The following is a 26,215-nucleotide window of genomic DNA, read 5'->3' as shown; positions in this document are numbered from 1 at the left end:
TGCCCCTTTGGGGCCCCCTCTCCCGCAAGGGGAGAGGGGGCTCTACACCCTCACCAACGCAGCTTGCGCCGCACCATCTCCCGCTCAAGCTGCGCCATCAAAGCACGCGCCTGTGCTTCCTCCAGGAACCGCAGCTGCAAGGCCGGCGCGCCGGCCGCACCCGCGGTATCCAAGGTCAACGTCGCGGTGCCGAAATGCCGGTCCAGCGGCGAACGATCCAGCCGCAAGGCCTGCAGCTTGTCCAGCTCGGCCACGCGCCACCAGCGGTTCCACCAGCCGCCGCGGATGGCGACACGCTGCGCATCGATGTTGTAGCCGATCCGGCTCACCTGGCGGCGCGCCTTCAGTGCCGACCAAGGCAGCCATAGCAGGGGCAGCAGCGCCCAGACCTGGCCGGTCTCGTAGACCAGTAATGTCGACAGGCTGCCCATCAACAGCAGCGCGGGCAGGCATAGACGCCACCAGCCGCGGGTGCTGACCGGCTGCCATTGCGTTGGCGGCCATTGCAGTTGCGGCAGCAGATGCTGCAGCAGGCCGTCGCAGGTGTCCGGTGGTGCCAGTGGCGCCAGTTCCTTCAGTGCGCGCCCGTCCTGCTCCTGCTGCTGGCCGCCACTGGCGATGTCCACGCGAAGCTGGCGGCGTTTGAACAGGCGATGCAGCGCGCCTTCGCGCAGGGTCCAGGCCTGGATGCGGCGCTGGGCAACGCTGCTGCGCACACGGGTGAACAGGCCGCGCTCGACGGTCAGGCGGCGGTCGGCCTCGCTCAGGCGGAAGCCGTAGTACTGCACGATGGCCAGGCCAATCGACAGCAGCCGCATCAAGACCAGCGCGAACGCCAGCAGCAACAGGGCGCTGGCGACCATTGTCAGCGTGCCCAGCTGCAACTGGCTGGCGTAGCCGAAGGCATGCCGGCCCTGTTCCTCGATGAAATCTGAGGTGGCCCGACGCGGAAACAACTGATACGCCGCGCCGATCGCCGCCACCAGCACCACCATCGCCCGGTTGGAAATCAGGCCTTGCCGCACCAGTTCGGACAAGGGCAGGCTGAGCAGCACGCCATCGTTGCTGACGTCGGTCTGCGTGGTTGCAGCGGGTTCGCTGCCGCGTTGGCGGATCAGCCGCTCCAGCTCCAGCGCCTGCGCCAGCTTGAGCACGCGCATCTCCGCCTCGGGCTTGTCGCCGCCGGCCGATTCCAGCCGCAGCTCGGCCACGCCGAACATCCGGTGCAGCAGGTTCTGGTGCACCACCACGTTGTGGATGCGCGCAAACGGGATCTCGCGACGGGTGCGTTCAAAGATGCCGCTGCGGATGCTCAGGGCGTCGCTGCCGATGCGGTAGCGATAACTCAGGTATTGCAGTACCGCCGTGGCCACCAGTGCCAGCACGATCGCGCCGCTGATCCAGTGGTGGTAGGGCAGGTCGTCATCGCGGCGGCTGCCGAATACCAGCAGGGCCAGCAAGGGCAGCAGGAACTGCTGCACCTGCTGCTGCAGGGCGAACAGCCACGACCACGGATGCAGGCGTTGCTCTTCGTTGGGCAGCGGCGGTGGCAGCTCGCTCACAGCGCGTCGTCGTCGTGGTCGAGCTGGTGCGCCAGGCGGTCACGCAGGCGTTCGGCGTCGGCCTGCGCCAGCCCGGCCACCGCCACAGTGTTCATGCGGGTGCCGGCGGTATGCACGATCAGCGTGGCCAGCCCGGCCATGCGCTCCAGCGGGCCGCGGCGCAGGTCCAGGTGTTGGACGCGCGATACCGGCACATGGCTTTCGCTCTGCCACATATGGCCGCGGCGCACGCCCAGCGATTGCTTGTCCAGCCGCCAGAAGGTGAGCCGATGCCGACGCCAGCCGAACCATGCACCGAGCAGGGCGCCAACCGCGGCGGCCGCCAGCGGGACGAGAAACAGGTGGGATAGATCGTTGGCCAGCATCGGCACCAGGCAGACCACGCCGAACAATAGCGCCATGCTCAGTGCCGTACCGGCGGCGGCAAACAGCGCGCCACGTGGTGGCAGGGCCTGCCATTGCTTGTCGTCCAGCGCGGGTGTATCGAAGGCAAGGGGTTCAGTCATGCACAGACGATATAACGGCAGGGCCGTACAACGGTAGTTGGGGCAGCGATGGCTGTTGTGGGAGCGGCGTAAGCCGCGAAGCCACTGCAGCACCCGGCGCCGGCAATGGTGGCCCATCTCGAAATCCAGAGTGCAGGCTTTTCGTAGGCCCGCTACGTCATCGGCTTCGCGGCTTACGCCGCTCCTACAAGAGGCAGGGCCGTTACTGCGCCGCCATGATCAGTGCATCCACATCCAGATGATGGCCGGCACGTGCAGCCTTGGTGCGCAGGTACTGCTCGTTCTCATGGGTGATCTCGCCGGTGATCGGCACGCAGCCCACCACTTCGATGCCGGCATTGCGCAGGCGCTGCACCTTGGTGGGATTATTGGTCAACAGCTGGATGCGCTGCACGCCCAAGGCGCGCAGCATCGCCACCGCGCTGCCGTAACGGCGCTCGTCGGCGCCAAAGCCGAGCTGGGCATCGGCATCGATGGTGTCCAGGCCTTCGTGCTGGTAACCGTAGGCGCGCATCTTGGCGGCAATGCCGGTGCCGCGGCCTTCCTGGTCCAGGTACAACAGGATGCCGCCGCCCAGTTCTTTCAGCGTGCGCAGGCCGCGCCGCAGCTGGTCGCCACAGTCGCACTTGAGCGAGCCGAACAGGTCGCCGGTGAGGCAGGACGAATGCACGCGCACCGGCACGATGCCGCCCATGTCGGGGCTGCCGACAATCACCGCGACCTGGTCGCGCTGGGCCACGCCGCCACGGAACACCGCGAACTCGCTCATGCCGACATCGCGCAGTGGCACCGGCGAGCGGGTGACCAGTTCGTAATCCTGGCCTGCCTGGCCGGCGCCCTCCTGCAGGGCGGTGGTGTCCAGTTGCAGGCAGTCATCGAATGCGCTGGCTGCCGCGCCCAGTTCTACCGACACCATGGCCGGCAACAACAGGCCCAGCCGCGCTACCTCCACCGTTGCTGCGTCCAATGCGTTGCCGTTGGCCACGGCATCGGCCGGGGCGACGGCATCGCGCAGATAGGCCAATGCCGGCAGCTCGGCAAAATCGCGGCCGGCCAGCGGCACATGGATGCCGTCGGCGGCGCTGATGCCCAGGGTCTGCGCGCGCGCTGCGCTCAGGAACAGGTAATGGCGGCCTTGCGCGGCTTCGGCAAAGGCGGCGTAGCCTTCGGGCGAGCTGCTGTCCAGGGCGATGCTGGCCAGCCGTTGTTGACCATCACTGATCACCACCGGGCGCCCGGCGCGGAGTTCGGCGGCGGCGCGCTCACAACGGATGGCGGCGGTCTGGCCGAAGTAGGACGGGCGGGCGGGGGCAGGGCTGTTCATTTGAAACCTTATGGGGGCCGTTGGCTGTCGAATCAATCAGGCAGCACGGGTGATGCAGTGTTGCAGGAGCAGGTTCAATGCGGGTGACGGGCGGTGGCGTAAGGGTCGTGCTCGCCACTGCCCGGTGGCCGCAGTGTGTAGCGCTTGTAGGTCCACTGGTATTGGGCCGGGTCGCGGCGGGCGATGCGCTCGATGCCGGCGCTGAGGGTGGCGGCAGCCAGCTGCAGGTCCGGGTCGGCGATCTGCGCTTCGGCCGGTTCGATATGCAGGGCGAAGTCGAGATTGGGCCCGGTGCGCTCGCACCAGCCATACAGCAGGGTGGCGCCGGTACGTTCGGCCAGGCGGTTGACCAGGGTCATGGTCAGCGCCTGGATGCCGAAAAACGGAACGAACACGCCGTCGCCATTCTTGGGCTGCTGGTCGGGCAGGATGCCGGTGGCGCCGCCGTCCTTGAGTACCTTGAACAGCTGCCGTACCGCCGGGCCTTCGGCACGCACCTGGCGCACGTTGTCGCCGCCGCGGCACAGCTGCAGGAACTCATCGCCGACCGGGTTTTCCGGCGGCGCGTAGACAATTGCGATCGGTCCGCGTGAGGCCAGCCACTGGTTCAGCAACTCCCAGTTGCCGTAATGCGGGGCAATGATGATCACGCCCTTGCCGGAGGCCAGTGCGGCGTCGTAGAGCTCCTGGCCGTGGCGTTCGCGCAGGTGCCGGGACAGGTTTTGGGCCGGGTCGTGGGTCCACAGGTACAGGGTTTCCAGTGCCTGGCGGGCGGTGGTGCGCAGTACCTCGCGGTGCAGGCGCGCGCGCTGCGCCGCATCCAGTTCCGGGTAGGCCAGCTCCAGGTTGCGGCGGGTCACCCGGCTTTCGCGGGCGTTGATGCTGCGCCACAGCCAGGCCACCGTGTCGGCCAGGGTCCGCTGCCAGGACCAGGGCAGGTGGGTCAGGGCACAGGCGAGGCGGTAATAGAGCTTGGCGACGGATTGCGGTTTCATTCCCCCAAGTTTAGCCGCTGGCGCCCGGTGCTATGGTGCCCGGCCCGCTTGCAGGAGCTGCCAATGCTTTGCCTGATCCAACGTGTTACCCAGGCCTCGGTCACGGTCGATGATGCCGTGGTCGGGCAGATCGGCCCGGGCCTGCTGGCCTTGGTCGGGGTGGAGCCGGGGGATGATGAGGCGATGCTGCCGCGGATGGCGGACAGACTGCTCGGTTACCGGGTTTTCGCCGACGATGCCGGCAAGATGAACCGTTCTTTGCGCGATACCGGTGGCGGGCTGCTGCTGGTCAGCCAGTTCACCCTGGCCGCCGATACCCGTTCAGGCATGCGGCCCAGCTTCACCAGCGCCGCGCCGCCGGCCGAGGCTGAACGGCTTTTCAACCGACTGGTGGCGATCTGCGCGGAAAAACACGCCGCAGGGGTGGAAACCGGCCGCTTTGGCGCCCATATGGTTGTCAGCCTGATAAACGATGGGCCTGTAACCTTTCTGCTCAGACCATGACGCGCCGTGAACCCACCGCCCCGGCAAGCGTTATGCTGCGCTGGTATAATGCTAGGTTCCCATCTTCACAATCGCCGGTGGCGCGAGCATTACATGGCCAACGAACGTCCTGCCCAGCAAAACGACATCAAGCTTCTGATCAGCAAGGGCCTGGAACAGGGCTACCTGACCTACGCCGAAGTTAACGACCATCTGCCTGACGACATGGTCGATCCGGAGCAGATCGAAGACATCATCGGCCTGATCACCGGCATGGGCATCGATGTCCACGAAGTTGCCCCCGACGCCGACACGCTGATGCTCAGCGACGGCAACACCGGCAACCGTGAAGTCGATGATACCGCCGCTGAAGAAGCTGCTGCCGCACTTACCGCACTCGACACCGAAGGTGGCCGCACCACCGACCCGGTGCGCATGTACATGCGCGAAATGGGTACCGTCGAGCTGCTGACCCGCGAAGGCGAAATCGCCATCGCCAAGCGTATCGAAGAAGGCCTGGGCCAGGTGCAGGCTGCACTGGGCACCTTCCCGCTGGCCGTTGAATCGGTACTGGCCGATTACGAACTGCACAAGGAAGGCAAGAAGCGCCTGGCCGAAGTGATCGTCGGCTTCAACGACCTGGTCGAGGAAGCGCCGGCTCCGGCCGTTGCCGAAGACACCAGCGATGACGCTGCCGAAGACGGCGACGAAGACGCTGACGGCGACGACGTCGAGGAAGAGGCCGGCCCGACCGGTCCGGATCCGGTCGAAGTTGCCAATCGCATGGAGCAGCTGGCCAGCGACCTTGCCAAGTTCAAGAAGGCCCACGCCAAGGGCGACACCAAGGCCCAGTCCAAGCTGCGCGAAGAAATCTCGGCCACCTTCGTGACCCTGAAGCTGCCGCTGCCGCTGACCGACGTACTGGTGCGCCTGCTGCGCGAGACCATGGGTCAGGTCAAGTCGCAGGAGCGCCGCGTGCTGCACCTGGCCACCATCACTGCCCGTATGCCGCGTAAGGATTTCATCCGCTCGTGGGAAGGCAACCAGACGAATCTGGAGTGGGTGGAAGACGCGATCAAGCGTAAGCAGAAGTGGTCGTCGGCCCTGCGTGACGTCAAGGATCAGATCGTTGCCGAACAGCAGGCCACCATCGACCTGGAAAAGAACACCCAGCTGAGCCTGGACGAGCTGAAGGAAATCAGCCGCGTCATGGCCTACGGCGAAGCCAAGGCCCGCAAGGCCAAGAAGGAAATGGTCGAGGCCAACCTGCGCCTGGTCATCTCCATCGCCAAGAAGTACACCAACCGCGGCCTGCAGTTCCTGGATCTGATCCAGGAGGGCAACATCGGCCTGATGAAGGCCGTGGACAAGTTCGAATACCGTCGCGGTTACAAGTTCTCGACCTATGCCACCTGGTGGATCCGCCAGGCGATCACCCGTTCGATCGCCGACCAGGCCCGCACCATCCGTATCCCGGTGCACATGATCGAGACGATCAACAAGTTGAACCGCATTTCCCGCCAGATGCTCCAGCAGTACGGCCGCGAGGCCACGCCGGAGGAGCTGGCCAAGGAAATGGACATGCCGGAAGACAAGATCCGCAAGGTGATGAAGATCGCCAAGGAGCCGATCTCGATGGAAACCCCGATCGGCGACGACGAGGATTCGCATCTGGGCGACTTCATCGAGGACACCAATGTGGAGTCCCCGATCGAGAACACCACCAACATCAACTTGTCGGAAACCGTGCGTGACGTGCTGGCTGGCCTCACCCCGAGGGAAGCCAAGGTGCTGCGCATGCGCTTCGGCATCGATATGAACACCGATCACACGCTGGAAGAAGTGGGCAAGCAGTTCGACGTGACCCGCGAGCGTATCCGCCAGATCGAGGCCAAGGCGCTGCGCAAGCTGCGTCACCCGAGCCGTTCGGAGCAGCTGCGCAGCTTCCTCGACATCGAGTGATCGCTGGTTTGCAGTTGACGGCTGGCGTATAAGCGCCAGCAAGGAGAAACCCCGCCCAGGCGGGGTTTTTCTTTGGGTGGGTGGCGGTGGAGTGCGCGTGGCGGTGTTGCGCTCCAGCTGTGCTGCGGCGCCGGTGTGGCGTCTCTGCGGTCCTGAGGCCACGCCAGAGGAGCTGGCCAAGGAAATGGACATGCCGGAAGAGCGGTGCAGCGCGCAATACGCGCACATCAAAAGCAGACACAGGGAAGTAGTCGCACGCAGCCGGCTCCACTACACTGTGTCGTCGCTACGGGCCTATAGCTCAACGGTTAGAGCAGAGGACTCATAATCCTTTGGTTCCAGGTTCGAATCCTGGTGGGCCCACCATGTTTCGCTTTTCAAATCAGGATGTTACTGGCCGGGTTTCTTCTCGGAATTGGCAGCTCCTGAAAAATCTCCTGAAAAATCGAGCAGTTTTGCCGATTCAACGACCGGAATTTCGTGGTCGTAGATGTCCAGCATCTTGCTGTCTTTGTGGCCGCTGCTCTGCTGCTTGTCGGCTCGATTGCCCTTTGTGTCCGTGATGCCACGATGTTTGAGGCCGTGCAGGCTGAAGCGCTGATCTTCGGTGATCACTTTCTGCAAGATCGCGGCTTTGATCATTTTTTGCCATGCGGTATCCAGGCCGTCTTTTGAGAGTTGTTCGCCGCCTTCGGCAATGAAGATAGGGCGAAGCTCTGGTTTCATCGGGACTGGCTTGCCCTTGTTGCGTTTGCTCGACAGGATCTTCGCTCGAAGTTCCTTGGCTGTGGTCCAGGCGGCTTTCAGCTCAGGTGTCCAACGAACTATGTTGTCGCGGCTACCCTTGCGGCGATTGGTCAAGATGCCTTCGGCGTGTTCGTTCGCATCCGTCAGCGTCAGGGCTTCAATGCCACGTAGCCGGCACGCATAGGCAATGGTCATGAGCGGTGCCAAGTATGGAGGGCCACTGCCCTTCGCGCGCGACTGCAGCAGGCCTCGCTGGTACGCGAAGTTGATCACGGCGAGCATGGCGACGCGTTCCGGCATGTTGTGTTGTTTGCGCTCCTTCGCTCCAGCCACACCTTCGGCAGGATTGGTCAAGCAGTGGCCATGCTGCCGGCCCCACGCAAAAAGCAGGCTGAGATAGCGTTTGAGGTGGTTGGCCTTGGATGGCATGCCGCGAATTGCATCATCAGCGCCTGGCTTGCTCGCTGGCTTGCCCTTGGCGATAGATTCAACAAGCCTTTGAATGATGGCGGTAGTGAGCTTGTCGGCGATGAGCGTAGTGAAGGCAGCGCCGGACTTCGTTTTGATATCTCCAAGTGACTTGCCGTAACGCGTGTAGTCTTTCTGGGTTATGGACGCCAGACCTTTGAAGGTAGTGCTGTCTTCGTAGGCTTCAATCAGCGCGCCGACTGAGCCGGCAGCGTTGCGCCCAGAACGTTGCTCCATGATGGCGAAAAGATCAGAGAGACGTGCGTGTGGGCCGGCAACTACTGTGGTCTTTACGCCGAAGCCATCAGGGTGTTTGTCGCGCACATACCAGCGTCCACTCCCGCTCGGGTCCCAATAGAGGTTCGTCGGGAGCTTGTGGTAATCCTTCGCTATGTGCTGCGGTACATTCGGCGGCAGCTTCCGTGGACGACCTCGCGCCATGGTCAAAATACCTCGTGGGTACTATAGGTTCCCGTGTCATTCGCGGCCGAGGATAGCCCAAGCGCATTGTTGAGGGCCTCGGTGGTCGTCCAGATGCCGCCCTTGGCATCGTACTTGTAGCGAATGTGATGCTTGCGCGCCCACGATTCCACAGTTGAAAGCAGGGGCTTTTCCCCCGGCTTGCAGAGTTCCTGCAGATCCTCGAATTGAAGGATGCTTTCACCGATCATATGCTTGTGAGCCCTCCCGCAGCGGAGGTCCATGCCTGTTGATCACGCATCGCTCGCCTCTTGCGGGCCGTCCGTGTTGCACTTCAGGCACTCCCAGCCATCAAGGCCCGGGTACCAGCCCTGCGCAATCGCCTCGTCCATATCCTGCGTTTCGTGCTGCCGCTGGCAAAGCTCGCAGATGATGCGGTCCATCACTTCACCCCCTGCGGGCGGGCGGCGAGAACTGCAGCCCAAGCGTCCTGCGATACGCCATCGCAGTGCTGATAGAAAGCGCGCGCCATGTTTACAGTCATATCCACCGGCACCATCACGAACCCCTCCGGCGCGGCGCGCAGGGCGGCGGTGATTGCGCGGATTGCACGGTGCTCCATCTCCGTCAGCATTGCTTCGCGGCGGATGCAATCGGGAACGTGCGTGATGCCGTCGCGCTCATACTCCTGCGCCAACAACTCCCTGGCGCGCTGCTGGTCATCCATTTGCACCCTCCTTCTGCAGCTTTTTCAGCAGGCGGCACAGGTCGTTCACCGACCCCGGATTGATGACGATGTGGCGGCCCTCCTGCTCCAGTACGATCTGGCCGCCGCCATCCACCGATGCGCCGATGGCGATCTCGTTGAACCCGTTTTCATCGGTGGCCTGAAACAGCACGTGCGCATTGTCGAATAGGCGCGTGATCATTCCGACACCCCCGCGCCGTGGCTGGTGGGCTGCTCGGGCCGGTTTTGTTGGCATTTCTCGCACCAAGCTGGTTTATGCACCTGGTCAATGCGGACGAGCCAATAGCCGGAGCGGTTGACCATGTGTTGCGAGGATCGGCCCTTCGGCTCATAGCCGCACAGAGAGCGCATGGTGTTCTTCGGCAAGAGGTGGATTTTCGTGCCGCCCTTGCCGCGTACAAAGCGCAGGCCGTCCGGCGTCTCTGTGATGTGTCCGCTCATTCCCCCACCTCGGCGCCGATGGCCTGCATTGCTGCGTCGATGGCGGCATCGAAATCGTCTGCCGTGTCGGGTTTGAGTTGGCGTTGGGGAGGGCTGGATGATCAGCTGCTGCCTTTCGCGCGCGATGACGCGCACGGCCGACATGACGGCCGAGGGCCGCGAGGCCGAGATCAACCGTTTGCCCGATGAGTGCCCAAGCCCAGGCATCTGCACAACGGGTATGGGTTGCCGAGCCTATGTGGTCTCGGTGATTGGCAATGAAGCAGTACGCAGGCGTGATGTGTGCGAGGCACGCGGCTACATACGGCGGGGTATCACGACGCCGGCGAAGGTGAACCAGTTGATAGACGACATGACGAAGCGGCGCGGCGTTGTTGCTGCCGAGCGGCTGCGCGCGGACATGCGCGAGGAATGGTTGAAGCGGGGCAAGTGGATGGTCGGGAGGCACTCATGATGCTGCTTCCCGCGCGTCGCTTCCCCCGCACCCCCGGTTCATTTGAGGCAGCCTTTGCGATTGCGGAGGTCCTTGCGATGAGGCGTGGCTGGCTGTCTGAACACGCGCACCAGAAGCGGGTCCTCCCCCCCCTTGGCGTCATGCGGGTAGCGGAGCCGCGAAATAGGGGTAGTCAGTGGCTTGCTAAGTTACTGAAATCGCGCATGTTTCCTGCGAGCCGGTTTGCTGGCTGGGCGAATCCGCAATTCGTACCGCAAAGCGCGGGCAGGCCGGGCAAGGCATGAACGCGAGCAACTATGGCGACGTCTGCCGCCAGCTTGCTGCTGCCGGCCTGGTCATTCCCTCCGGCGGGCTGCGTATCACGGGCAAGCCGGTACGCGTGCTGGTGGTGGACGGTGGCCGCGAGAAGCGCGGCTGGTACCTGCTCAAAGAGTGGGCGCCTTCCACCGACCGGCTGCTGTTGGTGGGCTCGTTCGGTATCTGGCATGGCAATGACAACGGCGCGCATAAAGTTGCAATGCCCGAAGACGATGGTGGACGCATCACGCCCGAGCAGGCTGCAGCCATGCGCCGCGTGTGGGCAGATGCGGCGAAGGCTGCTGAGAAGCAACGCAAAGAAGAAGCCGAGGCGGCGGCGGTGCGCGCCACGAAGGCCTGGGCGCGGCTGCACCTCGATGGTGAATCACCGTATTTGCAGCGGAAGGGCGTACTCGGCTACGGCCTGAAGTTCACGCAGAACAACACGGCCGTGGTACCGCTGGGCGATATCGCCGGCAAGATCCACGGCCTGCAGTTCCTTCGCTCAGCGCAACAGGCCGAGCAGGGCAAGCGGCCGGAAAAAGAATTCTGGCCGGCGGGCCTGATCAAGAAAGGCCACTTCCATCTGCTCGGCCACACGCCGCATTGGATTGTGCTGATCGCCGAAGGCTACGCCACTGCCGCATCACTGCATGCAGCCACTGGCTACCCAGTTGTGTGCGCATTCGATGCGGGCAACCTGCAGCCGGTGGCCGAGGCAATACGCAAGCGCTACAAGCTGGCGAAGGTGCTGATCTGCGCCGATGACGACATCCTGGGCAAGTGCCGCAACAAAGAATGCCGCGCACGCATTGCGCTGCCGCTGCATCCGGTCAACTGCCCGGAATGTGGTATGTCGCACGGCTACAAGAACGCAGGTATCGAAGCGGCCAGCACCACGGCCATGGCTGTCGGCGGCGAGTGGATGCCGGTGCGCTTCACCAATGCTTACGAGCGCATCGAGCGGTATCTCGCAGGCAAAGGCAAAGACAGCGACTTCAACGACCTGCACGCGCTGGAAGGGCTGGCAGCAGTCGGCGGCCAGGTGCAAGCCCGCCTCTCGGAACTCAAGTGGGCCCCCCCAGCACTGCGCGCCGTTTCCTCCTCCAAGCCGGGGGAGAGGGGCGGCAAGCTCAAGCCCATTCAGAACCTCGATGAACTGTTGCGTCGCTACTCGCTGATTTACAGCGGTGGCGGCGCGGTATTCGATCACGATGAGCACTGCCTGCTGCCCATCGCCGACATGAAGAATGCGTGCGTGCGGCCGGAGCTGCACAAGGCGTGGATGGAGCATGCAGATCGCGACATCGTGCGGCCCACCGAAGTGGGGTTTGATCCGGCGTGCGAGGACAAGACTGTTACCTGCAACCTGTGGGGCGGCTGGCCGACAACGCCGGTGCCGGGTAAGTGCCAGCGCCTCATCGAGCTGCTGCAGTACCTGTGCAGCGAAGAGCGCAACAGCCGCGAGCTGTTTCAATGGGTGCTGCGGTGGTGTGCATATCCCATCCAACACCCCGGCGCGAAAATGAAATCCACTGTCGTGGTGCATGGGGGCCAGGGCGCGGGCAAGAACATGTTCTTCGAAGCGGTGATGTCACTGTACGGCCAGTACGGCAGCATCCTCGACCAGAACGCGCTGGTGGACAAACACAACGATTGGGCAAGCCGCAAGCTGTTCTTGATCGCAGACGAAGTTGTCGCCCAGGCGCATCGCTTCGAGCAGAAGAACCTGCTCAAAGTGCTTGTTACCGGCACCAAGATCCGCATCAACCCGAAGCACATCGCGGCATACGATGAGGTCAACCACCTCAACCTGGTGTTCCTCTCGAACGAACAGATGCCGGTAGTGCTGGAAAAGGATGACCGCCGCCACTGCATCATCTGGACGCCACCCAAGCGTGAGCCGGAATACTACCGGGCCATCATGGATGAGCTGGCCAACGGTGGCCTTGAGGCATTCCACGATTACCTGTTGAACGTAGACCTGGGTGATTTCGATACCGGCACGCTACCGCCGCGTACCAAGGCCAAGGACGATCTTGTCCAGCTTGCCCAGGACAGCCCGGTGGACTTCATCGAGGCGCTATCCGCGTGGGAGATCCCACCGATGAAGCCCATGCCGGGGCTCACTGAAGAATGGTTCCAGGTCTACCAGCGGTGGTGCGCCAACACAGGCGTCAAGCCCGCGTCCATGAAACGCTTCGTCAGCACGCTGGAGAAGCGCTGCAACATCACCACCACCCGCAAGGGCCACCAGCAGCTCATGCGTATCAGCAACCCGCTGTCCACGCTGCTGTTCGGCCACCGAGCGCCCGAGGGGCAAGTGGAGTCCGCATGGCTTGGCGAACAGATCCTCGCCATGCGCAACCGCAAGAACGACTACTTCAACGGCAATCGCACCGATGCCGACAGTTGGCAGGAGCGCGAAACCGAATTCCCGGGAAGTGGGCCATGACTTCGCACCCCTGTAATTTGCGCTTGCCGGCAAACTTGCCGGGTTGTTTGCGGGCAGAAACCACGACACAGCTACGTCTCTGCGGCATTGCGGCTTTCTTGCGCCCTGCCTCGTGTGCGCGTATGCGTGAACTGCCGTCCTCCCTCGCGCTCACACCCGCGCCCGCACGGGGAATGTGCCCGCAGACCCGGCAATGCCGCAGAGACGTAGGCGCGGCGCGGGTTTGCGCATTTCGCGTCCCCGCAACGCATCCGACAAGCGCGCCCGAATGCCGCAGAGCGCCCGCTCTCGCGTGCGCAGGGGGTCTCTACCCCTCAAATCAAAAAAATTTGAAGAAGGTGAAACATGGTTGAGGGTGCGGTGGAGACGCTGGGCTTCCGCGAGTTTGCGACACACATGGGCTGGCGCCCGGGCTACGTCACGGAGCTGCGCAAGGCTGGCCGCCTGGTGTTGAGCGAGGACGGTCGCCGTGTGCTGGTGCAGGCCTCCATCAATCGCATCAACGGCACCCGCGACCCATCCAGGGAAGGCGTGCGTGAGCGCCACGCAGCGGCGCGTGCGGCGCAGGCGGGTGAGCTTGGGGTACTGGGCGCGCGCGACATCCACGGCGGCACGAGTGGCGCGCGTGTGGCGGCCGGGGCTGCTGGTGCCGATGATGAGCCTGACGACGATATCGGTGCCAGCATCAACAGCCCGCATCAGCTGCGCCGTGCCAAAGCGCTGGCCGACAAGGAAGAAGCCAACGCCCGCAAGGTGCTGCGCGAGGAAGCTCAGGAAATGGGCCAGCTGCTGGTTCGCGATGAAGTTGTCGCCGTGGTCGCCGAGGCAGTAGTCGAGCTGCGCCGCAAGCTGGAACTGCTGCCCACCACCATTGCCGCCGCGCTGGCGGCTACCGATAGCGAAGAGGACGTCCGCGCCCTGCTGCGCGACAACATCGAGGCCGCGCTCGATGCCGCGTCGAAGAAGTTCTACGCGCTGGGGCGTAAGGCATGAACGCCGCCCTTGCCCCGAGCCAGTACGCCGAAGCGCTCACCGAGATCGGCCGCGCCATCGGTCGCGCCATCGCGCCACGCAAGCACATGCGTGTCAGCGAGTGGGCGACGGAGCATCGCGTGTTGTCGTCGAAGGGCAGCAGTTCACCGGGCGAATGGGACAACACCCGCAACCCGCTGCTGGTCGAGGTGATGGACTGTTTCAGCGCCCGCAGCGGCGTGCATGACGTGGTAGCCCAGTTCCCCATCCAGTTCGGCAAATCGGAGACGGAAACCAACATCCTCGGCTACACAATGTGCGAGAACCCGATGCCGATCATGGTGGCGCTGCCTGGCGAAATCTCCGCGAACAAGTGGATCGACCAGAAGCTAAACCCGATGATCGAATCCACCAAGGCCGTGCAGCATGTGCTCACCAGCACCAACAGCCGCGAGTCATCCAACCGCCGTTCGTTCAAGGATTTCGAGGGCGGCCAGCTCTACATCGAACATGCCGGCAACCCGGTGCGCCTCAAGAGTACGTCGGTGGGCCTGTTGCTCGCGGACGAATTTTCGAGCTTCGCCAGCGAACTTCGCAGCGGCGATGACCCGGACGAAATGCTGGATGGCCGCACCTCCGCATTCCCAAGCACGTACAAGCGCTTCAAGGTTGGCACCCCAGAAATCGCCGGCTTGTGCCGTGTCTCGGAACTGTTCGACGTATCCGACCAGCGGCGCTGGCACTGGCCGTGCCCGGACTGCGGTCACGAGCAGCCGTTCGAGTGGGGCGGACTGCAGTGGACGCCGGATCTCAAACACTGCTGGTACGTGTGCCGCGAGTGCGGTGTCGTCATCGAAGAACACCAGAAGACCCGGCTGATCGCCGCCGGCCACTGGGTGGCCGGCAACCCTGGCGCGGCTACGCGCGGCTATCACGCCAACTGCCTGTACTACCCCATGGGCCTTGGTCCGCGCTGGTTGGAACTGGCGCAGCGCTGGGTGCGCGCCCAGGGCGACATGGCGAAGCTCAAGACCTTCATCAACGACCGCCTCGCCGAGCCGTGGGAAGACAAGAGCACCGCCAAAGCCAAGCCGAATCTCATCAAGGACCGCCTCGAGGTCTACCATCTGCGCGAAGCGCCTATCGGTGTCCTCGCCATCACCGCAGGCGTGGATACGCAGGACAACCGCCTGGCCGTTACCATCCTCGGCTGGGGGCGCGGCATGGTCGCCTGGGTGCTGGACTACGTGGAGCTGGCTGGCGATCCGGCCGAGCTGGAGGTGTGGGTCAAGCTTACTGATCTGCTCAACCGCGGCATTGCCCACATCAGCGGCGCCATCCTCCCGGTGGAGGCTACCTGCATCGACGCCGGCGGCCACCGCACCGAATACGTCAAGCACTACTGCCGGCAAAAGCTGATCCGCCGGCCCATGTGCATCTTCGGCGCCAAGCCCAACAACGCTCCCGTGCTCGGCCGTCCCAAGCTGGAGGACGTGAACTACAAGGGCAAGCTCGACAAGAAGGGCGTAACCATCTACCAGGTCGGCACCGTCAACATCAAACAGTGGTTCTTCCCGCGCCTGGGCGGTGATGCCGACCGCGTACCGGAAGCGCGCCTCATCCACCTGAGCGAAGATCTCGACGACTTCTACATCAACGGTCTGGTCAGCGAGAAGTTCAACCCGAAGACCGGCCGCTATGAGCCAATCCGTGGCGGTGTCCGCAACGAACCACTGGACACCTTCGTCTACGCCTACGCCGCCGCCCATCACCAGGATCTGCGTCTCCACCGCCAGAGCGCGGCCGACTGGGATATGCGCGAGCGTCGCATCATCGAACTGGCCGGCGATCAGTGGACGCGTGTTTCCCGTGAAACACAACATGCCTCACCCGCTGACGACGTTTCCGGAAATAGCGTTTTCCGTGAAAGATCGACGACAGGGTCGGCGTCGAAATCGATGCATGAAACCAGCGTTTCCCGTGAAACATTAGCAGAGGCCGTGCAGCCCCCTGCGCCCGTCGCGATGTCGGTTCGTGCCGCCCTCGACGCCATCGTCTGCATCGTGGAACGCGAGCCGGCCGTGGTCGCTATGCCCGAACACATCGCTGCTTGGTCGGGCGCGGTCGGTGGCACTGCGGAAGAAACTTACGTCCTGAACGAGCTGTTCCTGGTCATACATAGCGCGGAGCAGGGCACTCCCGTCGCCCGCGCGGTCCCGGCCAGCCTCCACTCCCGCGCTGTCGAAGTGCTGCGCGGGAAAGCCCAGACTCAACGCCCGCGCCGTTTCGTGCGTGGCACCCGCCATCACGGCCAGCGCTAGGAGTGCGCCCAATGAACCATCACACCCAACCCGCGCCAGAATTGCAGATGCTGCTTTGGGCAGGCGCCTTCGAAGCATCCGGTGCGCCAAAATACATTGAAGGCCACCGCAATCCCTACGTGGCCCGCATCGAGCGCATCGTCCAGCGCATGGAGTGCCAGGGCCGCTGGAAGGAGGCCGGCGTGTTGCGCGCGGAATGCCTCCTGCTTGATCGGCCAGAACAAGAGCGAATCGCCTTCGTTGCCCGCTTCAATGTGGAGCTGAAACGTTCGGCCTACTACTCCTATCTGAAATCGGCGCGCGCATTCCTGGATGGGGCAATGCCCATCGAGCCGTTGTGGGAGACGCTTGTTGTGCAGAAAGACTGCGGCGATCACGGGCTGTCGCGGTCGATCCTGGCGGCGTCGTGTCCGAACCTTCTCGACCGCAGCAGCTTCAGGCACGAACTCGGTGTCGGCGACTACGTCCACGGCAACGCCCCGCGCGTGTACTGCACCTGTGGCTGGGTTGGTCCGGCCGGTGCGGATGATGAAGCGGCGGTACTGGCCCACAATGCCGGGGCGGGTCTTGGCCTGGTGCCGGTATCCGAATGGGTGCGATTCAACTATGCGTCGCCTTGTGAAGACGCGGAGCTGCTCTGATGCGCGGTCGCCGACTGCAGGTGCTCCAGCAGCTGGAGCAGGGTGAGGCAAGTGCCGACGACATCAGCAAGACGCTGGATCTTGATCGCGCAACAGCGGCTGCCGTTCTCAGTCACTTGTTCAAGGATGGCTATGTGGCCAGACGCACGTTGCCGCAGAGCGGGCGCGGTCGGCCCCGCAACGCCTATCGGGTGAAACTGCCAGGAGCGGACAATGACGAATAACGCGACATGTGCAGGCCAGCGGCCCTTGGTCTGGCGATTCGTCTGGAAGGACGGCCGCAGCTCCGGCTGGCGGAATATGCCGGCGCGCAAGGTCAAACCCAGCGATGGCGGTGCGTGCATCGAATTTGCCTATACGGCTTGCGTCTGTTGCAGCGCGTTTCCCGTGAAACATGATGCCTCCGGCCAAGGTGAGGAACGGCGGTTTGAACCGTTCATGCAGACAGTTATCGACCGCTGCAGCAGCGCACTCGCGACGCCGTCCAAGTGAGCCCGTGAATTTGCAAGCCTTAGTTGTTGCGTCCGCACGCGATATTTCCAGAATGAGGTAGCGGCAGGGTTCGCCGCTATCAACCCCGCCACTGCGCGGGGTTTTTTGTGCCCCGGCCAACCGACTGGAACCCATGGCCGATCTCAAGACACAACTCGAAGAAGCACTTGCAGTTCGCCATGCGTGGCGCACGGGCAAGACGCGCACCGTGTTTGTCTTCGGCGACCGGCGCACCGAGTATTCGGTTGAAGGCATGAAGCAACTGGATGCGTACATCGCACAGTTGCGCCGCGAACTGGCCGGGCCTGCCGCCCGCCGCTCACGTGTCACCTACGTGGTGCCGCACTGATGGGTACCGCAGCAACTGCCCGCGAGCGTTTACATGGTGCCGTGCAGTTGGATCGCGCCGTGCGCGCGGCCGTGCGCGCGGCCGTGCAGCAGGCGGACGGCCCCAGTGCATCCATGCCAGCCGTGCAGGAAACAAGGCACCGTGGTGCCTCGCGCATGCTGCGCAGCATGTCGTCGTGGAATCCAGCCGCCGGCAGCCCTCGCAGTGACAACCCGCGCTATGAACTGAACGTGCTGCGGGCGCGCAGCTTCGATGCCATCCGCAACTCGCCAATCGCTCGCGCCGCCATCGTTCGCAGCCGCACCAGCGTGGTGGGCACCGGCCTGATGTGCCGCCCGTCAGTAGATTTTGAAGCGCTTGGCATCAGCCAGGAGCAGGGTGAGGAATACAACCGCATCCTGCGTACGCGCTGGGAGAGCTGGGCGGAAGATCCTGCCGAGTGCGACATCGAATCGTCCTTCGACATTTACGGCTTGCAGTCGCTGAGCCTGATGTCGGCCATGGCCGGCGGTGATGTATTCGCGCTCACACCCGGTGAAGTGCGTGCCGGTGGCGTAGTGCAGTTGAAGGTGCAGCTCATTGAGGCTGCCCGCATCAGCAATCCCAACGATGCGGGCGACACGCCAACATGCAGCGACGGCATTGAAGTGCGCGGCGCAACGCCCATGGGCTGTTGGGTGCGCAGCACGCATCCCGGCGACAACAGCGGCATGGCTGCGCCCACGTGGGCGTATTACGCGTTCCATGGCGGTGCCACGGGGCGCCGCCGCGTGTTGCAGGTATGGAACGACAAGGAACGCCCGGGCCAACTGCGCGGTGTGCCGTACCTGGCGCCGGTGCTGGAGCCTCTCAAGCAGCTCGACCGCTATGGCGATGCTGAGCTGATGGCAGCCGTCATCAGCGCCATGTTCACCGTGTTCATTGAACGTGCGGGCGAAGGCGAGACCGACGAGAACGGCAGCCCGCTTCCTGTGCTGGATGACCCGGCAGACGATGGTTCCGTTGCACTTGGCAATGGTGCCGTGGTGGATCTCGCGCCCGGCGAAAAGGTACATGACACCAACCCCGCGCGGCCCAACGTCAACTTCGATCCGTTCTTCACCGCTGTTGTGAAGCAGATCGGCGCCACGCTGGAAATCCCGCTCGATGTGCTGCTGCTGCAATTCAACAGCAGCTACTCCGCCGCCCGTGCCGCCATGCTCGAAGCGTGGCGCTTCTTCAATTTGCGCCGCTGGTGCCTGGTGCAGCAGTTCTGCCAGCCGCTCTACGGCCTGCTGCTTGATGAAGAAGTTGCCGCCGGCCGCATCAGCCTGCCCGGCTATGCCGATCCAATCCGTCGCCGTGCCTGGTCGCGCTCCATCTGGATCGGCCCTGCTAAGGGCTCGATGGATGAGGAAAAGGAAGCGCGTGCCGCAAAGCTTCGCATCGAGAACGGCACCAGCAACGAAGCCATGGAAACCGCTGCGTCCTCGGGCGAGGACTGGGCCGGCGTCATCGCGCAGCGCGCACGCGAAGTGAACCTGCGCCGCGACTACGGCTTGCCGGTTCCGCAGCAGCGAACGGCAGCGGCGCCGTCCGCGGCTTCGGCGGATGACGAAGGTGAAGCAGGCAACGACAAGAGGAACAACCAATGAGCAAGGCATTTGAGCTTGCTGCGTCCCAGCCGTGGCTCATCCAGCGCGAGGCGCTGGAAAACGTGCTCAACATTGCGCAGCGCTACGGTGACCCCGAAGCCCTACAATCGCGCATGGGCCGGCCGTTGGACAACGCACGGCACGTAAGCGTGCGCGATGGCGTGGCCATCATTCCCGTCACTGGCCCGGTGTTCCGTTACGCCAACATCTTCACCGAGATCAGTGGCGCCACCAGCACGCAGGTGCTTGCTACCGACATCCAGGCCGCACTGGACAACCCGTATATCAAGGGCATCGTCCTTGATTTCGACACCCCGGGCGGCACCGCCACCAGCATCAACGAACTGGCCGACATGATCGCCGCCGGCACTGCCATCAAGCCCATCACCGCATACGGTGGTGGGTTGGTTGCATCAGCCGGCTATTGGCTTGCATCTGCATGCAGCGAAATCGTCATCTCCGAAACCGCACTGCTCGGTTCCATCGGCGTCGTCATGTCCTACCAGGACACCAGCGAACGCGATGCAAAGACCGGCGTGCGCAGTATCGAAATCGTCTCCAGCCAGTCGCCCGACAAGCGCATTGACCCCGCCACCGATGACGGCCGCAGCAAGGCTCAGGTGATGGTGGACGCGCTGGCAGAAGTGTTCGTGTCTGCCGTCGCAAAGAATCGCAGCGTGACCGCCGATACCGTGCTTGCCGATTTCGGCAAGGGCGGTGTGTTGGTGGGCGCCTCAGCAGTAAAGGCCGGCATGGCCGACCGCATCGGCTCACTTGAGTCCGTGATCGCCGAACTGGCCGGCTCTGCCAGCAAATCCACGAGGAACAAGCCCATGGGTAACACCAAAGGGCAGGTCACGGTTTCGACCACCGACGACCTGCGCAAGGCCCTGGCTGCGGGTCATTCCGCCGACCAGATCATCATCGCAAGCAACGACGATGCGGTAGCCACCGCCCGTGCCGCAGGTGTGGAAGAAGGCCGCGCTGCCGCTACCAACGAAGCCGTCGCCGGTGAACGTACCCGCATTGCGGCCATCACGGCGCTCACCCGCAAGGGCTTTGAAGCACAGATGCAGGCGGCCATCGACGGCGGTGCAACGCCCGAGGCGTTCGCTATGTCACTGCTGAAGGCCGCATCGGATCGCGGCATCACCCTGGATGCCATCAGCGCCGACACCCCGCCGGCTGCGGCGCACGCCCGCCCGGCCGATGCCGGCAGTGCGGCGGTCGCAACTCACCGCCTCAGCACGCGCGACGTGTACGCCCGTCGCGCGGCCGCAACCGCCAAGTAAGGGCACATACTCATGAACGAACAGACCGAGAAGAATCGCACTGGCGATTTCCTGCTGTCCGAGGGCAACGGCAGCTATTCGCGCGAGAACATCATCGTCGCCAGCGGCCAGAACCTGGAGGCCGGCACCGTGCTTGGCACCATCACCGCCAGCGGTGAAGCCGTTGGGTTGGACCTTGCTGCTGATGATGGTAGCGAAGTGGCCACCGGCATCCTGTGGGCCAACACCAACGCCACCGATGCGGATACCGCCGCCGTGGCCATCGCGCGTGCCGCCGAAGTCAAGGCGGATGCGCTCATCTGGCCGGCCGGCGTCACCGTGCCGCAGAAAACTGCCGCGATTGCACAGCTCGCCGAGCTGGGCGTCGTCCTGCGCTGATCCAAGGAGCCAATCCCATGCAGCAGATGTCCGATGTATTCAATGGCGACGCCTTCAGTGTCGTTTCCCTTACCGATGCCATCAACAACCTTCCGTTCGTTCCCGGCCGCGCTGGCGAGGTGGCTGGCTGGCAGGAAGAAGGCGTACCCACCACCAGCATCGCCATTGAAGAAAACAACGGTGAACTGAAGCTGGTCAATCCGTCGCCGCGTGGCGGCCCGGGTGAGCCTGCCACCAGCGGCAAACGTAAAATGCGCCAGTTGGTCATTCCGCACTACCAGGTGGATGACTTCATTGCCGCCGATAGCGTGCAGGGTGTGCGTGCGTTCGGCACCACCAACCAATTGGAAGTGTTGCAGGATCGCGTCAGTTCTAAGTTGCAGCAGCATGTGAGCTGGAAGCTCGACCCCACGCTGGAGTATCAGCGCGTTGGTGCGTTGAAGGGTCTCATCCTCAATGCCGATGGCACCACGCTCTACAACCTGTTCACCGAGTTCGGCGTGGCGCAGGAAGCCGAAGTCAACTTCAAGCTGACTGAGGCCAATCCGGTTGCCGGAGAACTGCGCGAGAAGTGTGCGCAGATTGTACGCAAGATCGCCAACAACCTTGGCGGCATTGCAGTGCGCACCATCTTCGCCGAGTGCGGTGATGACTTCTTCGACGCGCTGCTCAAGCACCCGGATGTGATCGAGTCCTACAAGGGCACGCCGATGGCACAGGTGCTGCGCGGGGGCTATGTCACCCCGAGCGGGACGGTCTACGGTGTGTTCGAGTTCGGCGGCATCATCTTCGAGAACTATCGAGGCAAGGTCGGCGATACCAGCTTCATCGACACCAACGCCTGCCACATCTTCCCGGTTGGCGTGCCCGGCCTGTGGCGCACCGTGTACGCCCCAGCGGACTACGAAGAAACCGTCAACACCATCGGCCTGCCGCGCTATGCCAAGCAGTACCCCACTGCGAACGGCAAGGGACGCCACCTGGAAGCGCAGATGAACGCCCTCAACTACTGCACCCGTCCCAAGGTGTTGATCAAGGGCAAGAAGGCGTGAGTAACGCCCACCACCGCGCACATGAAAGGCGGGATGCCGTGCGCGGTGGTGGGGCTTTGAACCGGATACAGGGGGCATACCGTGGGCATGCGAGAACTGGCCGAGATGGCGACTGACGCAACAATTGCAACCGCTGCGAACAAGGTCACCGTCTTCGGCGGTGGTGCCGTGTTTCTGATCGGTGGCCTCACTGTCAACGAAGTGGCGGCCTTGGGTGGTCTCGTGCTCGCAGCGGTGTCGATGCTGATCCAGATGCTCTACACGCGTCGCTCCAACAGGCGGCAGGAAGCGGCCGATGAGCGCCAGGCGGCTGCTGATGAGCGGCAGCGCATCTCAGATGCGGCGCGTGAAGTGCGTGAACTTGAAGAGCATGCCGTGCGCATGGCCGTGCTGCGCAAGAAGGGAGAGAGCAATGTCTGATAAGGCACCCACGGGCCGCGTTGGGCTAGTGTTTGGCTCGCTGCTCATCGTAGCGTTCCTGTCGCTGTGGGAAAGCAGCGGTAATCTGATCACCACTGTCTTTGCGGACAAGTTGGCCGGTGGCTTGCCCACGGTTTGTGATGGCCTCACGCGGCATATCACCAGTACGCCCATTGTGGTGGGTGAGCAATGGAGCGTGGAGAAGTGCGAAAGCGAGCAGCGCGCTGCGCTCATCATGGTGCAGCGGCAGTTGTTGAAGTGCTTCACTCGCACGCCGCCGCAAAGCGTATTTGACGCGGCTACTTCGCATGCCTGGAACATGGGCGCTACAGCCACCTGCGGCAGCGTGGCCATGCAGCACTGGAACAAGGGCAGCTGGGCAATTGGTTGTAACCGACTGGCCATCGATGCCGATGGTCGCCCGGTGTGGAGTTACGTGCGCACGGGGCGAACCCTTCCCAATGGCAAGGCCGAAATGCGCTTCGTGCAAGGGCTGGCCAATCGCAGGCAGGCAGAAGTGAAGTTGTGCACCGCAGGTGTCGAATGATCATGCGCATCATCACCGCCATCATCTTGGTTCTGGTTGCTGTGGTTGTGTGGCAGCGCGGTAGCGTCTCCATCGCCCACCGTGCCGCAGACAACGCCACCGCCGCCCGTGACGCGGCAAATAGCGAACGCGACAGCGCACGTGCAGAGTTGGCCCAGGCCAACACTGTCATAGCCACCGAGCGTGCCAACGCCGCCAAGGCGAACGCGCTGGCCGCTCAATACGAGAAGGACAAAGCCGATGCGCAAACTGCATCTGATCGTGTCGTTGCTGGTCTGCGTGATGGCAACCTCCGGCTGCACCAGCGTTGGCAAGCCGCAGTCGCTACCAGCGAACTGTCCGCAGCCACCGCAGCCGCCGCCCTCGCTGATGACGCCGCAGCAGACCGCGCAGAAAGTGCGGGCCGAATTATTGGAGCCGCAGCTGCCTGCGACGCGAAAGTAGCAGGTCTTCAGGCCTTCGCGCGTTTGTGTGCTGCTGGGGGTGTGCAGTGAGCTTCGATCACAGGGATATCGCCGCCATGCACGCAGATCTCTTCGATGAGTTCGGGTGCGATGGCAAGGTATCGCGAGCCGGTGCCCAGGCAGTGCCGGTGCGGCTCATCATCAATCGCGCGGCCTCCCGCATCGGCGACTACGGCCAGGTGGTGGGTCGCATGACTACGGCCATCTTCATGCGTGCGCAGTGGTCGCCCGCGCAGGGTGACGTGGTTGTATGGGAAGACCAGGTCGGCGTGCACCAGCTGCCGGTGGAGAATCCGGGGCACGAGGACGACGGCTTTGCCGTCACGGCGGTGCTGCATGGCTGATCCGGTCCGCGTTAAAGCCATCGTCGAGCAGGTGCGGAATGAACTGGCCCGAATCACCGTCGACAACGGGTTCGTCACGGACCTGGGCAAGCACGTCAAAGCGGAGCGCAGCCAGGGCGGAATTCCCACCGAGCCTCAATGCACGGTGGCCATCGTAGCCAAGCGGGCAGGGGAGGTAGTCGGCTCGGTGGCCGTTGAGGGTGTGGTCGAATTCGTGTTGCCGGCAACGCTTAGCGGCGCACTCGGCACGGTGTACGACGGCGCGGACGATGTCGAACGCTTGTTCCATGCTATGGCCGACCGCCTGCAGGCAGGCGAGATGCTGGCCTGCGGCGCGTTGCTGCCTCTGTATGCCGGTACTGTGTTTCTCGACCGGCCGGAAGGTCTGCCGGTGGTCGCGGCGGAAGTCACCTTCACCACCGGATACCGCCGCTGATGGCCGCCACCGTCGCCGCCAATCGCGGGCGCACCACGGGGGTGGGTTTCGACCTGCAGGGTGCGCTGGATATCCAGCAGGCACTCACGCGGCTTGATGACCGCCTGCCGTGGCTGCAGGAGCGCGCGATCCAGACGCTGGCACGGCGCCTGCCGGTAGAAGCGCGCCGCGATATCCAGGCGGAATATAACCTGCCGGCTGCTCGCATCCGCGACAACCTGCGCTGCGCCGTCGTCGGCGGCAGCACCGCGCGTGCTGCGGGCGTTCGGCTGGTTGGCCAATGGAAACGCGGTATCGGCTTGCTGAATTTCAGCGGGCGCCAGGTACGCAAGGGCGTCAGCTACAGCGTGTACCGCGGCAGCCGGCAGCTGGAAGAAGGTGCGTTCATCGCCCGCATGTTGGGCGGAAATCCGCAAGCCGTCGAACGCTACGGCGACAGAGTGCAGATGAAGGCGGGCCGCTACAGGGGCCAGAAGCGTCAACGCGTCGAAGTGCTCTACCGCTCCACCGTCGCGCAGATGCTGGCTCAGGGGCGCCGGCCCGAACGACTGCTCGACTACGCCCGCTCAGTTCTTCGCAACGAAATGTCCCGCCTGCTCGCCAGCTACGACTACTGACCCACAACCAAGCCGGCGGTGCCGGCACCACCGGAGATTCACAAACATGAAAGACTTTTCCTTCCAGGGCCGCATCGAACTGGGCACCCGCCAGGCCGGTGGCAAGCCGACCAATCTGATCTGGGTCGGCGACCAGTCCTCGTGCGAAGTGCGCTTCAACACCGAGAACGCCGACCGCACTGAAACCTTCAGTGGCCAGCGTCTGCAGTCCGCGCGTATGCGCCAGTCCACCACCGTGGAGCTGAACCTCGTGCTGCGCTACGCCACGCCGCACAACCTGCAGCTGGGCTTGTACGCCACGCCGCAGAACGTCAGCGCCGCCTCGGTGGCTAGCGAGGTATTGCCCGAAGGGCTGATCGCCGGCTCGCGCATCGTGCTCGACAAACCGGCCAACGTGACCGATCTGGTGCTCACCGACTCCAACGGCTCGCCAGTCACGCTGGAAGAGGGTGAGGACTACCGCCTGGAGAGTGCACATAGCGGCATCATCCAGATCATCGATGTCAGCAGCCTCACCCAGCCGCTCAAGGCCGCGTACAAGCATGACGCGTTCACCGTGCTGCCGTTCTTCACCGCACAGCCGCCCGAGCGTTATCTGTACCTCAACGGCGTCAACACCGTCACCGGTGAGCGCGTGCGTATGCACCTGTACCGCGTGCAGTTCAACCCGTTCGACACCCTGGCTCTGATCAATCCGGAATTCGGCGAACTGCCGCTGTCTGGTAGTGCCATGTTCGATATCGAGACGGCCGAAGATCCGATGTTCGGTCCCTTCGGCCGTATTGAGCTGCCGGCGGAGGTCTGATGGCACGTCTTCTGAACAGCGCTCCCGCCGCCGCGGCGAAACCCTCTGCCGGCCCCGCGCCGGCAGAGGGTACGCCCGTGCTCAACCCGGACATCACTCTCCCGCTTGGCGGCGAGCAGGTGACCGTTCGCGAGTACAGCTTCTTCGAAGCGATGGGTGTGGTCTACACGGATCGCAGCTTTCTCGACGATTGCGTGGCCCTCCTGTCGGCCGCCGCACAAGACCCGTGGGAAGCCGTGCGCTCGCTGGTAGGCCGCCACCGGGGCTTCATCGTCGGTGCCATCGCCGCGGCCTGTGATAGGCCTGAATCGTGGGTGCTGGGCCTGGAGCCGCTTGAGCAGGATCGCCTGTTCTCCACCTGGTGGGCGGTAGACGGGCATTTTTTCGTGCAGGAAGCGGCGGTGGTACTGCGCAGCCGGCGGGTGGCGAGCCCCTCGACTGGGAAGCCGTCTTCTGCGAACTCGCCGCTGCCGGCTACGAAGGAGGAAGCATCACCCGACTCGGCCGTTGCACTCAGCGCCAGCTCGAGCTGATGCACGCGCAGCTGCAGCGGCATCGCTTGCAGCGCCGTGCGGACTTCATTGAAGAC

Annotated in this window: 32 protein-coding genes and 1 tRNA gene; 23 read left to right on the top strand and 10 right to left on the bottom strand. The window is 63.7% G+C overall.

The window, feature by feature from the left end:
* Positions 1-50 precede the first annotated feature (50 nt).
* From ABB27_RS14745 to ABB27_RS14730, 4 genes are all read right to left on the bottom strand, one after another.
* Positions 51-1,553 carry a PH domain-containing protein gene (locus ABB27_RS14745; RefSeq protein ID WP_152984613.1) on the bottom strand — a complete coding sequence of 501 codons (1,503 nt, stop codon included), beginning with the start codon at positions 1,551-1,553 and terminating at the stop codon, positions 51-53.
* Positions 1,554-1,558: 5 nt separating this feature from the next.
* Positions 1,559-2,068 carry a PH domain-containing protein gene (locus tag ABB27_RS14740; RefSeq protein ID WP_244479248.1) on the bottom strand — a complete coding sequence of 170 codons (510 nt, stop codon included), beginning with the start codon at positions 2,066-2,068 and terminating at the stop codon, positions 1,559-1,561.
* Between the two features lie 202 nt (positions 2,069-2,270).
* A complete protein-coding gene (gene ribA, locus ABB27_RS14735; RefSeq protein ID WP_057629540.1) occupies positions 2,271-3,392 on the bottom strand; it encodes a GTP cyclohydrolase II RibA in 1,122 nt (373 codons plus the stop codon).
* A gap of 74 nt (positions 3,393-3,466) precedes the next feature.
* Positions 3,467-4,387: a lauroyl acyltransferase gene (locus tag ABB27_RS14730; protein ID WP_057629539.1), complete on the bottom strand. Its 921-nt coding sequence runs from the start codon at positions 4,385-4,387 to the stop codon at positions 3,467-3,469.
* A gap of 63 nt (positions 4,388-4,450) precedes the next feature.
* On the opposite strand from ABB27_RS14730, the gene dtd reads away from it, so the two are divergent.
* The 3 genes from dtd to ABB27_RS14715 all read left to right on the top strand — a co-directional run bounded on the left by dtd (position 4,451) and on the right by ABB27_RS14715 (position 7,198).
* Positions 4,451-4,891, top strand: coding sequence for a D-aminoacyl-tRNA deacylase (gene dtd / locus ABB27_RS14725; protein WP_057629538.1), 441 nt, complete (start codon positions 4,451-4,453; stop codon positions 4,889-4,891).
* Between the two features lie 93 nt (positions 4,892-4,984).
* Positions 4,985-6,832, top strand: coding sequence for an RNA polymerase sigma factor RpoD (rpoD, locus tag ABB27_RS14720; protein WP_057629537.1), 1,848 nt, complete (start codon positions 4,985-4,987; stop codon positions 6,830-6,832).
* A 290-nt stretch (positions 6,833-7,122) separates the two neighbouring features.
* Positions 7,123-7,198 (top strand) — tRNA-Ile (locus tag ABB27_RS14715).
* A gap of 24 nt (positions 7,199-7,222) precedes the next feature.
* On the opposite strand, the gene ABB27_RS14710 is transcribed toward ABB27_RS14715, so the two are convergent.
* The 6 genes from ABB27_RS14710 to ABB27_RS14690 are packed head-to-tail and all read right to left on the bottom strand — an operon-like array spanning position 7,223 to position 9,656.
* Positions 7,223-8,488: a site-specific integrase gene (locus tag ABB27_RS14710; protein WP_152984607.1), complete on the bottom strand. Its 1,266-nt coding sequence runs from the start codon at positions 8,486-8,488 to the stop codon at positions 7,223-7,225.
* Positions 8,489-8,490: 2 nt separating this feature from the next.
* Positions 8,491-8,718 (bottom strand): hypothetical protein, encoded by a 228-nt coding sequence (locus ABB27_RS14705; RefSeq protein WP_057629575.1) that lies wholly within the window; start codon positions 8,716-8,718, stop codon positions 8,491-8,493.
* A gap of 42 nt (positions 8,719-8,760) precedes the next feature.
* Entirely contained in the window at positions 8,761-8,910 is a 150-nt protein-coding gene (locus ABB27_RS19995; protein WP_161809664.1) for a hypothetical protein, read from the bottom strand.
* Positions 8,910-9,194, bottom strand: a complete 285-nt coding sequence (locus ABB27_RS14700) for a hypothetical protein (RefSeq protein WP_057629535.1) — start codon at positions 9,192-9,194, stop codon at positions 8,910-8,912. The genes ABB27_RS19995 and ABB27_RS14700 overlap by 1 nt, the downstream gene beginning before the upstream one ends.
* Positions 9,187-9,396 carry a hypothetical protein gene (locus ABB27_RS14695; protein WP_057629534.1) on the bottom strand — a complete coding sequence of 70 codons (210 nt, stop codon included), beginning with the start codon at positions 9,394-9,396 and terminating at the stop codon, positions 9,187-9,189. Before ABB27_RS14695 ends, ABB27_RS14700 begins: the two co-directional genes overlap by 8 nt.
* A complete protein-coding gene (locus tag ABB27_RS14690; RefSeq protein ID WP_057629533.1) occupies positions 9,393-9,656 on the bottom strand; it encodes a hypothetical protein in 264 nt (87 codons plus the stop codon). The genes ABB27_RS14695 and ABB27_RS14690 overlap by 4 nt, the downstream gene beginning before the upstream one ends.
* A 97-nt stretch (positions 9,657-9,753) precedes the next feature.
* Here ABB27_RS14690 and ABB27_RS14685 point away from each other — a divergent pair, with 97 nt between their 5' ends.
* From ABB27_RS14685 to ABB27_RS14590, 20 genes are all read left to right on the top strand, one after another.
* Entirely contained in the window at positions 9,754-10,110 is a 357-nt protein-coding gene (locus tag ABB27_RS14685) for a DUF7696 family protein (protein WP_057629532.1), read from the top strand.
* A 379-nt stretch (positions 10,111-10,489) separates the two neighbouring features.
* Entirely contained in the window at positions 10,490-12,862 is a 2,373-nt protein-coding gene (locus ABB27_RS14680) for a DUF5906 domain-containing protein (protein WP_244479247.1), read from the top strand.
* Between the two features lie 345 nt (positions 12,863-13,207).
* A complete protein-coding gene (locus ABB27_RS14675) occupies positions 13,208-13,855 on the top strand; it encodes a hypothetical protein (protein WP_057629530.1) in 648 nt (215 codons plus the stop codon).
* Positions 13,852-16,155, top strand: a complete 2,304-nt coding sequence (locus ABB27_RS14670) for a phage terminase large subunit family protein (protein ID WP_083491334.1) — start codon at positions 13,852-13,854, stop codon at positions 16,153-16,155. The genes ABB27_RS14675 and ABB27_RS14670 overlap by 4 nt, the downstream gene beginning before the upstream one ends.
* 11 nt (positions 16,156-16,166) lie before the next feature.
* Positions 16,167-16,796 carry a hypothetical protein gene (locus tag ABB27_RS14665; protein WP_152984606.1) on the top strand — a complete coding sequence of 210 codons (630 nt, stop codon included), beginning with the start codon at positions 16,167-16,169 and terminating at the stop codon, positions 16,794-16,796.
* Positions 16,796-17,020, top strand: coding sequence for a MarR family transcriptional regulator (locus tag ABB27_RS14660; protein WP_057629528.1), 225 nt, complete (start codon positions 16,796-16,798; stop codon positions 17,018-17,020). Before ABB27_RS14665 ends, ABB27_RS14660 begins: the two co-directional genes overlap by 1 nt.
* Positions 17,010-17,288 (top strand): hypothetical protein, encoded by a 279-nt coding sequence (locus ABB27_RS14655; RefSeq protein ID WP_152984605.1) that lies wholly within the window; start codon positions 17,010-17,012, stop codon positions 17,286-17,288. Before ABB27_RS14660 ends, ABB27_RS14655 begins: the two co-directional genes overlap by 11 nt.
* 133 nt (positions 17,289-17,421) lie before the next feature.
* Positions 17,422-17,637, top strand: a complete 216-nt coding sequence (gene gpW / locus ABB27_RS14650) for a gpW family head-tail joining protein (RefSeq protein ID WP_057629526.1) — start codon at positions 17,422-17,424, stop codon at positions 17,635-17,637.
* Complete coding sequence (locus ABB27_RS14645) at positions 17,637-19,271, top strand: phage portal protein (protein WP_057629525.1); 1,635 nt, start codon at positions 17,637-17,639, stop codon at positions 19,269-19,271. The genes gpW and ABB27_RS14645 overlap by 1 nt, the downstream gene beginning before the upstream one ends.
* Entirely contained in the window at positions 19,268-20,563 is a 1,296-nt protein-coding gene (locus ABB27_RS14640) for a S49 family peptidase (RefSeq protein ID WP_057629524.1), read from the top strand. Before ABB27_RS14645 ends, ABB27_RS14640 begins: the two co-directional genes overlap by 4 nt.
* A 12-nt stretch (positions 20,564-20,575) precedes the next feature.
* Positions 20,576-20,941, top strand: coding sequence for a head decoration protein (locus ABB27_RS14635; protein WP_057629523.1), 366 nt, complete (start codon positions 20,576-20,578; stop codon positions 20,939-20,941).
* A gap of 17 nt (positions 20,942-20,958) precedes the next feature.
* Positions 20,959-21,993 carry a major capsid protein gene (locus tag ABB27_RS14630; protein WP_244479246.1) on the top strand — a complete coding sequence of 345 codons (1,035 nt, stop codon included), beginning with the start codon at positions 20,959-20,961 and terminating at the stop codon, positions 21,991-21,993.
* An 87-nt stretch (positions 21,994-22,080) separates the two neighbouring features.
* Positions 22,081-22,413 carry a phage holin family protein gene (locus ABB27_RS14625; RefSeq protein WP_057629522.1) on the top strand — a complete coding sequence of 111 codons (333 nt, stop codon included), beginning with the start codon at positions 22,081-22,083 and terminating at the stop codon, positions 22,411-22,413.
* A complete protein-coding gene (locus tag ABB27_RS14620; RefSeq protein ID WP_057629521.1) occupies positions 22,406-22,960 on the top strand; it encodes a lysozyme in 555 nt (184 codons plus the stop codon). The genes ABB27_RS14625 and ABB27_RS14620 overlap by 8 nt, the downstream gene beginning before the upstream one ends.
* Complete coding sequence (locus ABB27_RS14615; protein WP_244479245.1) at positions 22,957-23,454, top strand: endopeptidase; 498 nt, start codon at positions 22,957-22,959, stop codon at positions 23,452-23,454. The genes ABB27_RS14620 and ABB27_RS14615 overlap by 4 nt, the downstream gene beginning before the upstream one ends.
* A gap of 26 nt (positions 23,455-23,480) precedes the next feature.
* A complete protein-coding gene (locus ABB27_RS14610) occupies positions 23,481-23,768 on the top strand; it encodes a hypothetical protein (RefSeq protein WP_152984604.1) in 288 nt (95 codons plus the stop codon).
* A complete protein-coding gene (locus ABB27_RS14605) occupies positions 23,761-24,204 on the top strand; it encodes a hypothetical protein (RefSeq protein ID WP_057629519.1) in 444 nt (147 codons plus the stop codon). The genes ABB27_RS14610 and ABB27_RS14605 overlap by 8 nt, the downstream gene beginning before the upstream one ends.
* Positions 24,204-24,821 (top strand): hypothetical protein, encoded by a 618-nt coding sequence (locus ABB27_RS14600; RefSeq protein ID WP_057629518.1) that lies wholly within the window; start codon positions 24,204-24,206, stop codon positions 24,819-24,821. The genes ABB27_RS14605 and ABB27_RS14600 overlap by 1 nt, the downstream gene beginning before the upstream one ends.
* A 46-nt stretch (positions 24,822-24,867) precedes the next feature.
* Positions 24,868-25,626 carry a phage tail tube protein gene (locus ABB27_RS14595; RefSeq protein WP_057629517.1) on the top strand — a complete coding sequence of 253 codons (759 nt, stop codon included), beginning with the start codon at positions 24,868-24,870 and terminating at the stop codon, positions 25,624-25,626.
* The gene (locus ABB27_RS14590; RefSeq protein ID WP_057629516.1) at positions 25,626-26,159 is read left to right on the top strand and encodes a DUF6631 family protein; all 534 of its coding nucleotides are present in this window, start codon (positions 25,626-25,628) and stop codon (positions 26,157-26,159) included. The genes ABB27_RS14595 and ABB27_RS14590 overlap by 1 nt, the downstream gene beginning before the upstream one ends.
* The last annotated feature ends 56 nt before the right edge of the window (positions 26,160-26,215 follow it).

This window comes from Stenotrophomonas terrae, from assembly GCF_001431465.1.
GTDB lineage: Bacteria > Pseudomonadota > Gammaproteobacteria > Xanthomonadales > Xanthomonadaceae > Stenotrophomonas > Stenotrophomonas terrae.
The sequence above is the reverse complement of the archived record's forward strand: the minus strand, read 5'-3'. Positions and strand labels throughout refer to the sequence as shown.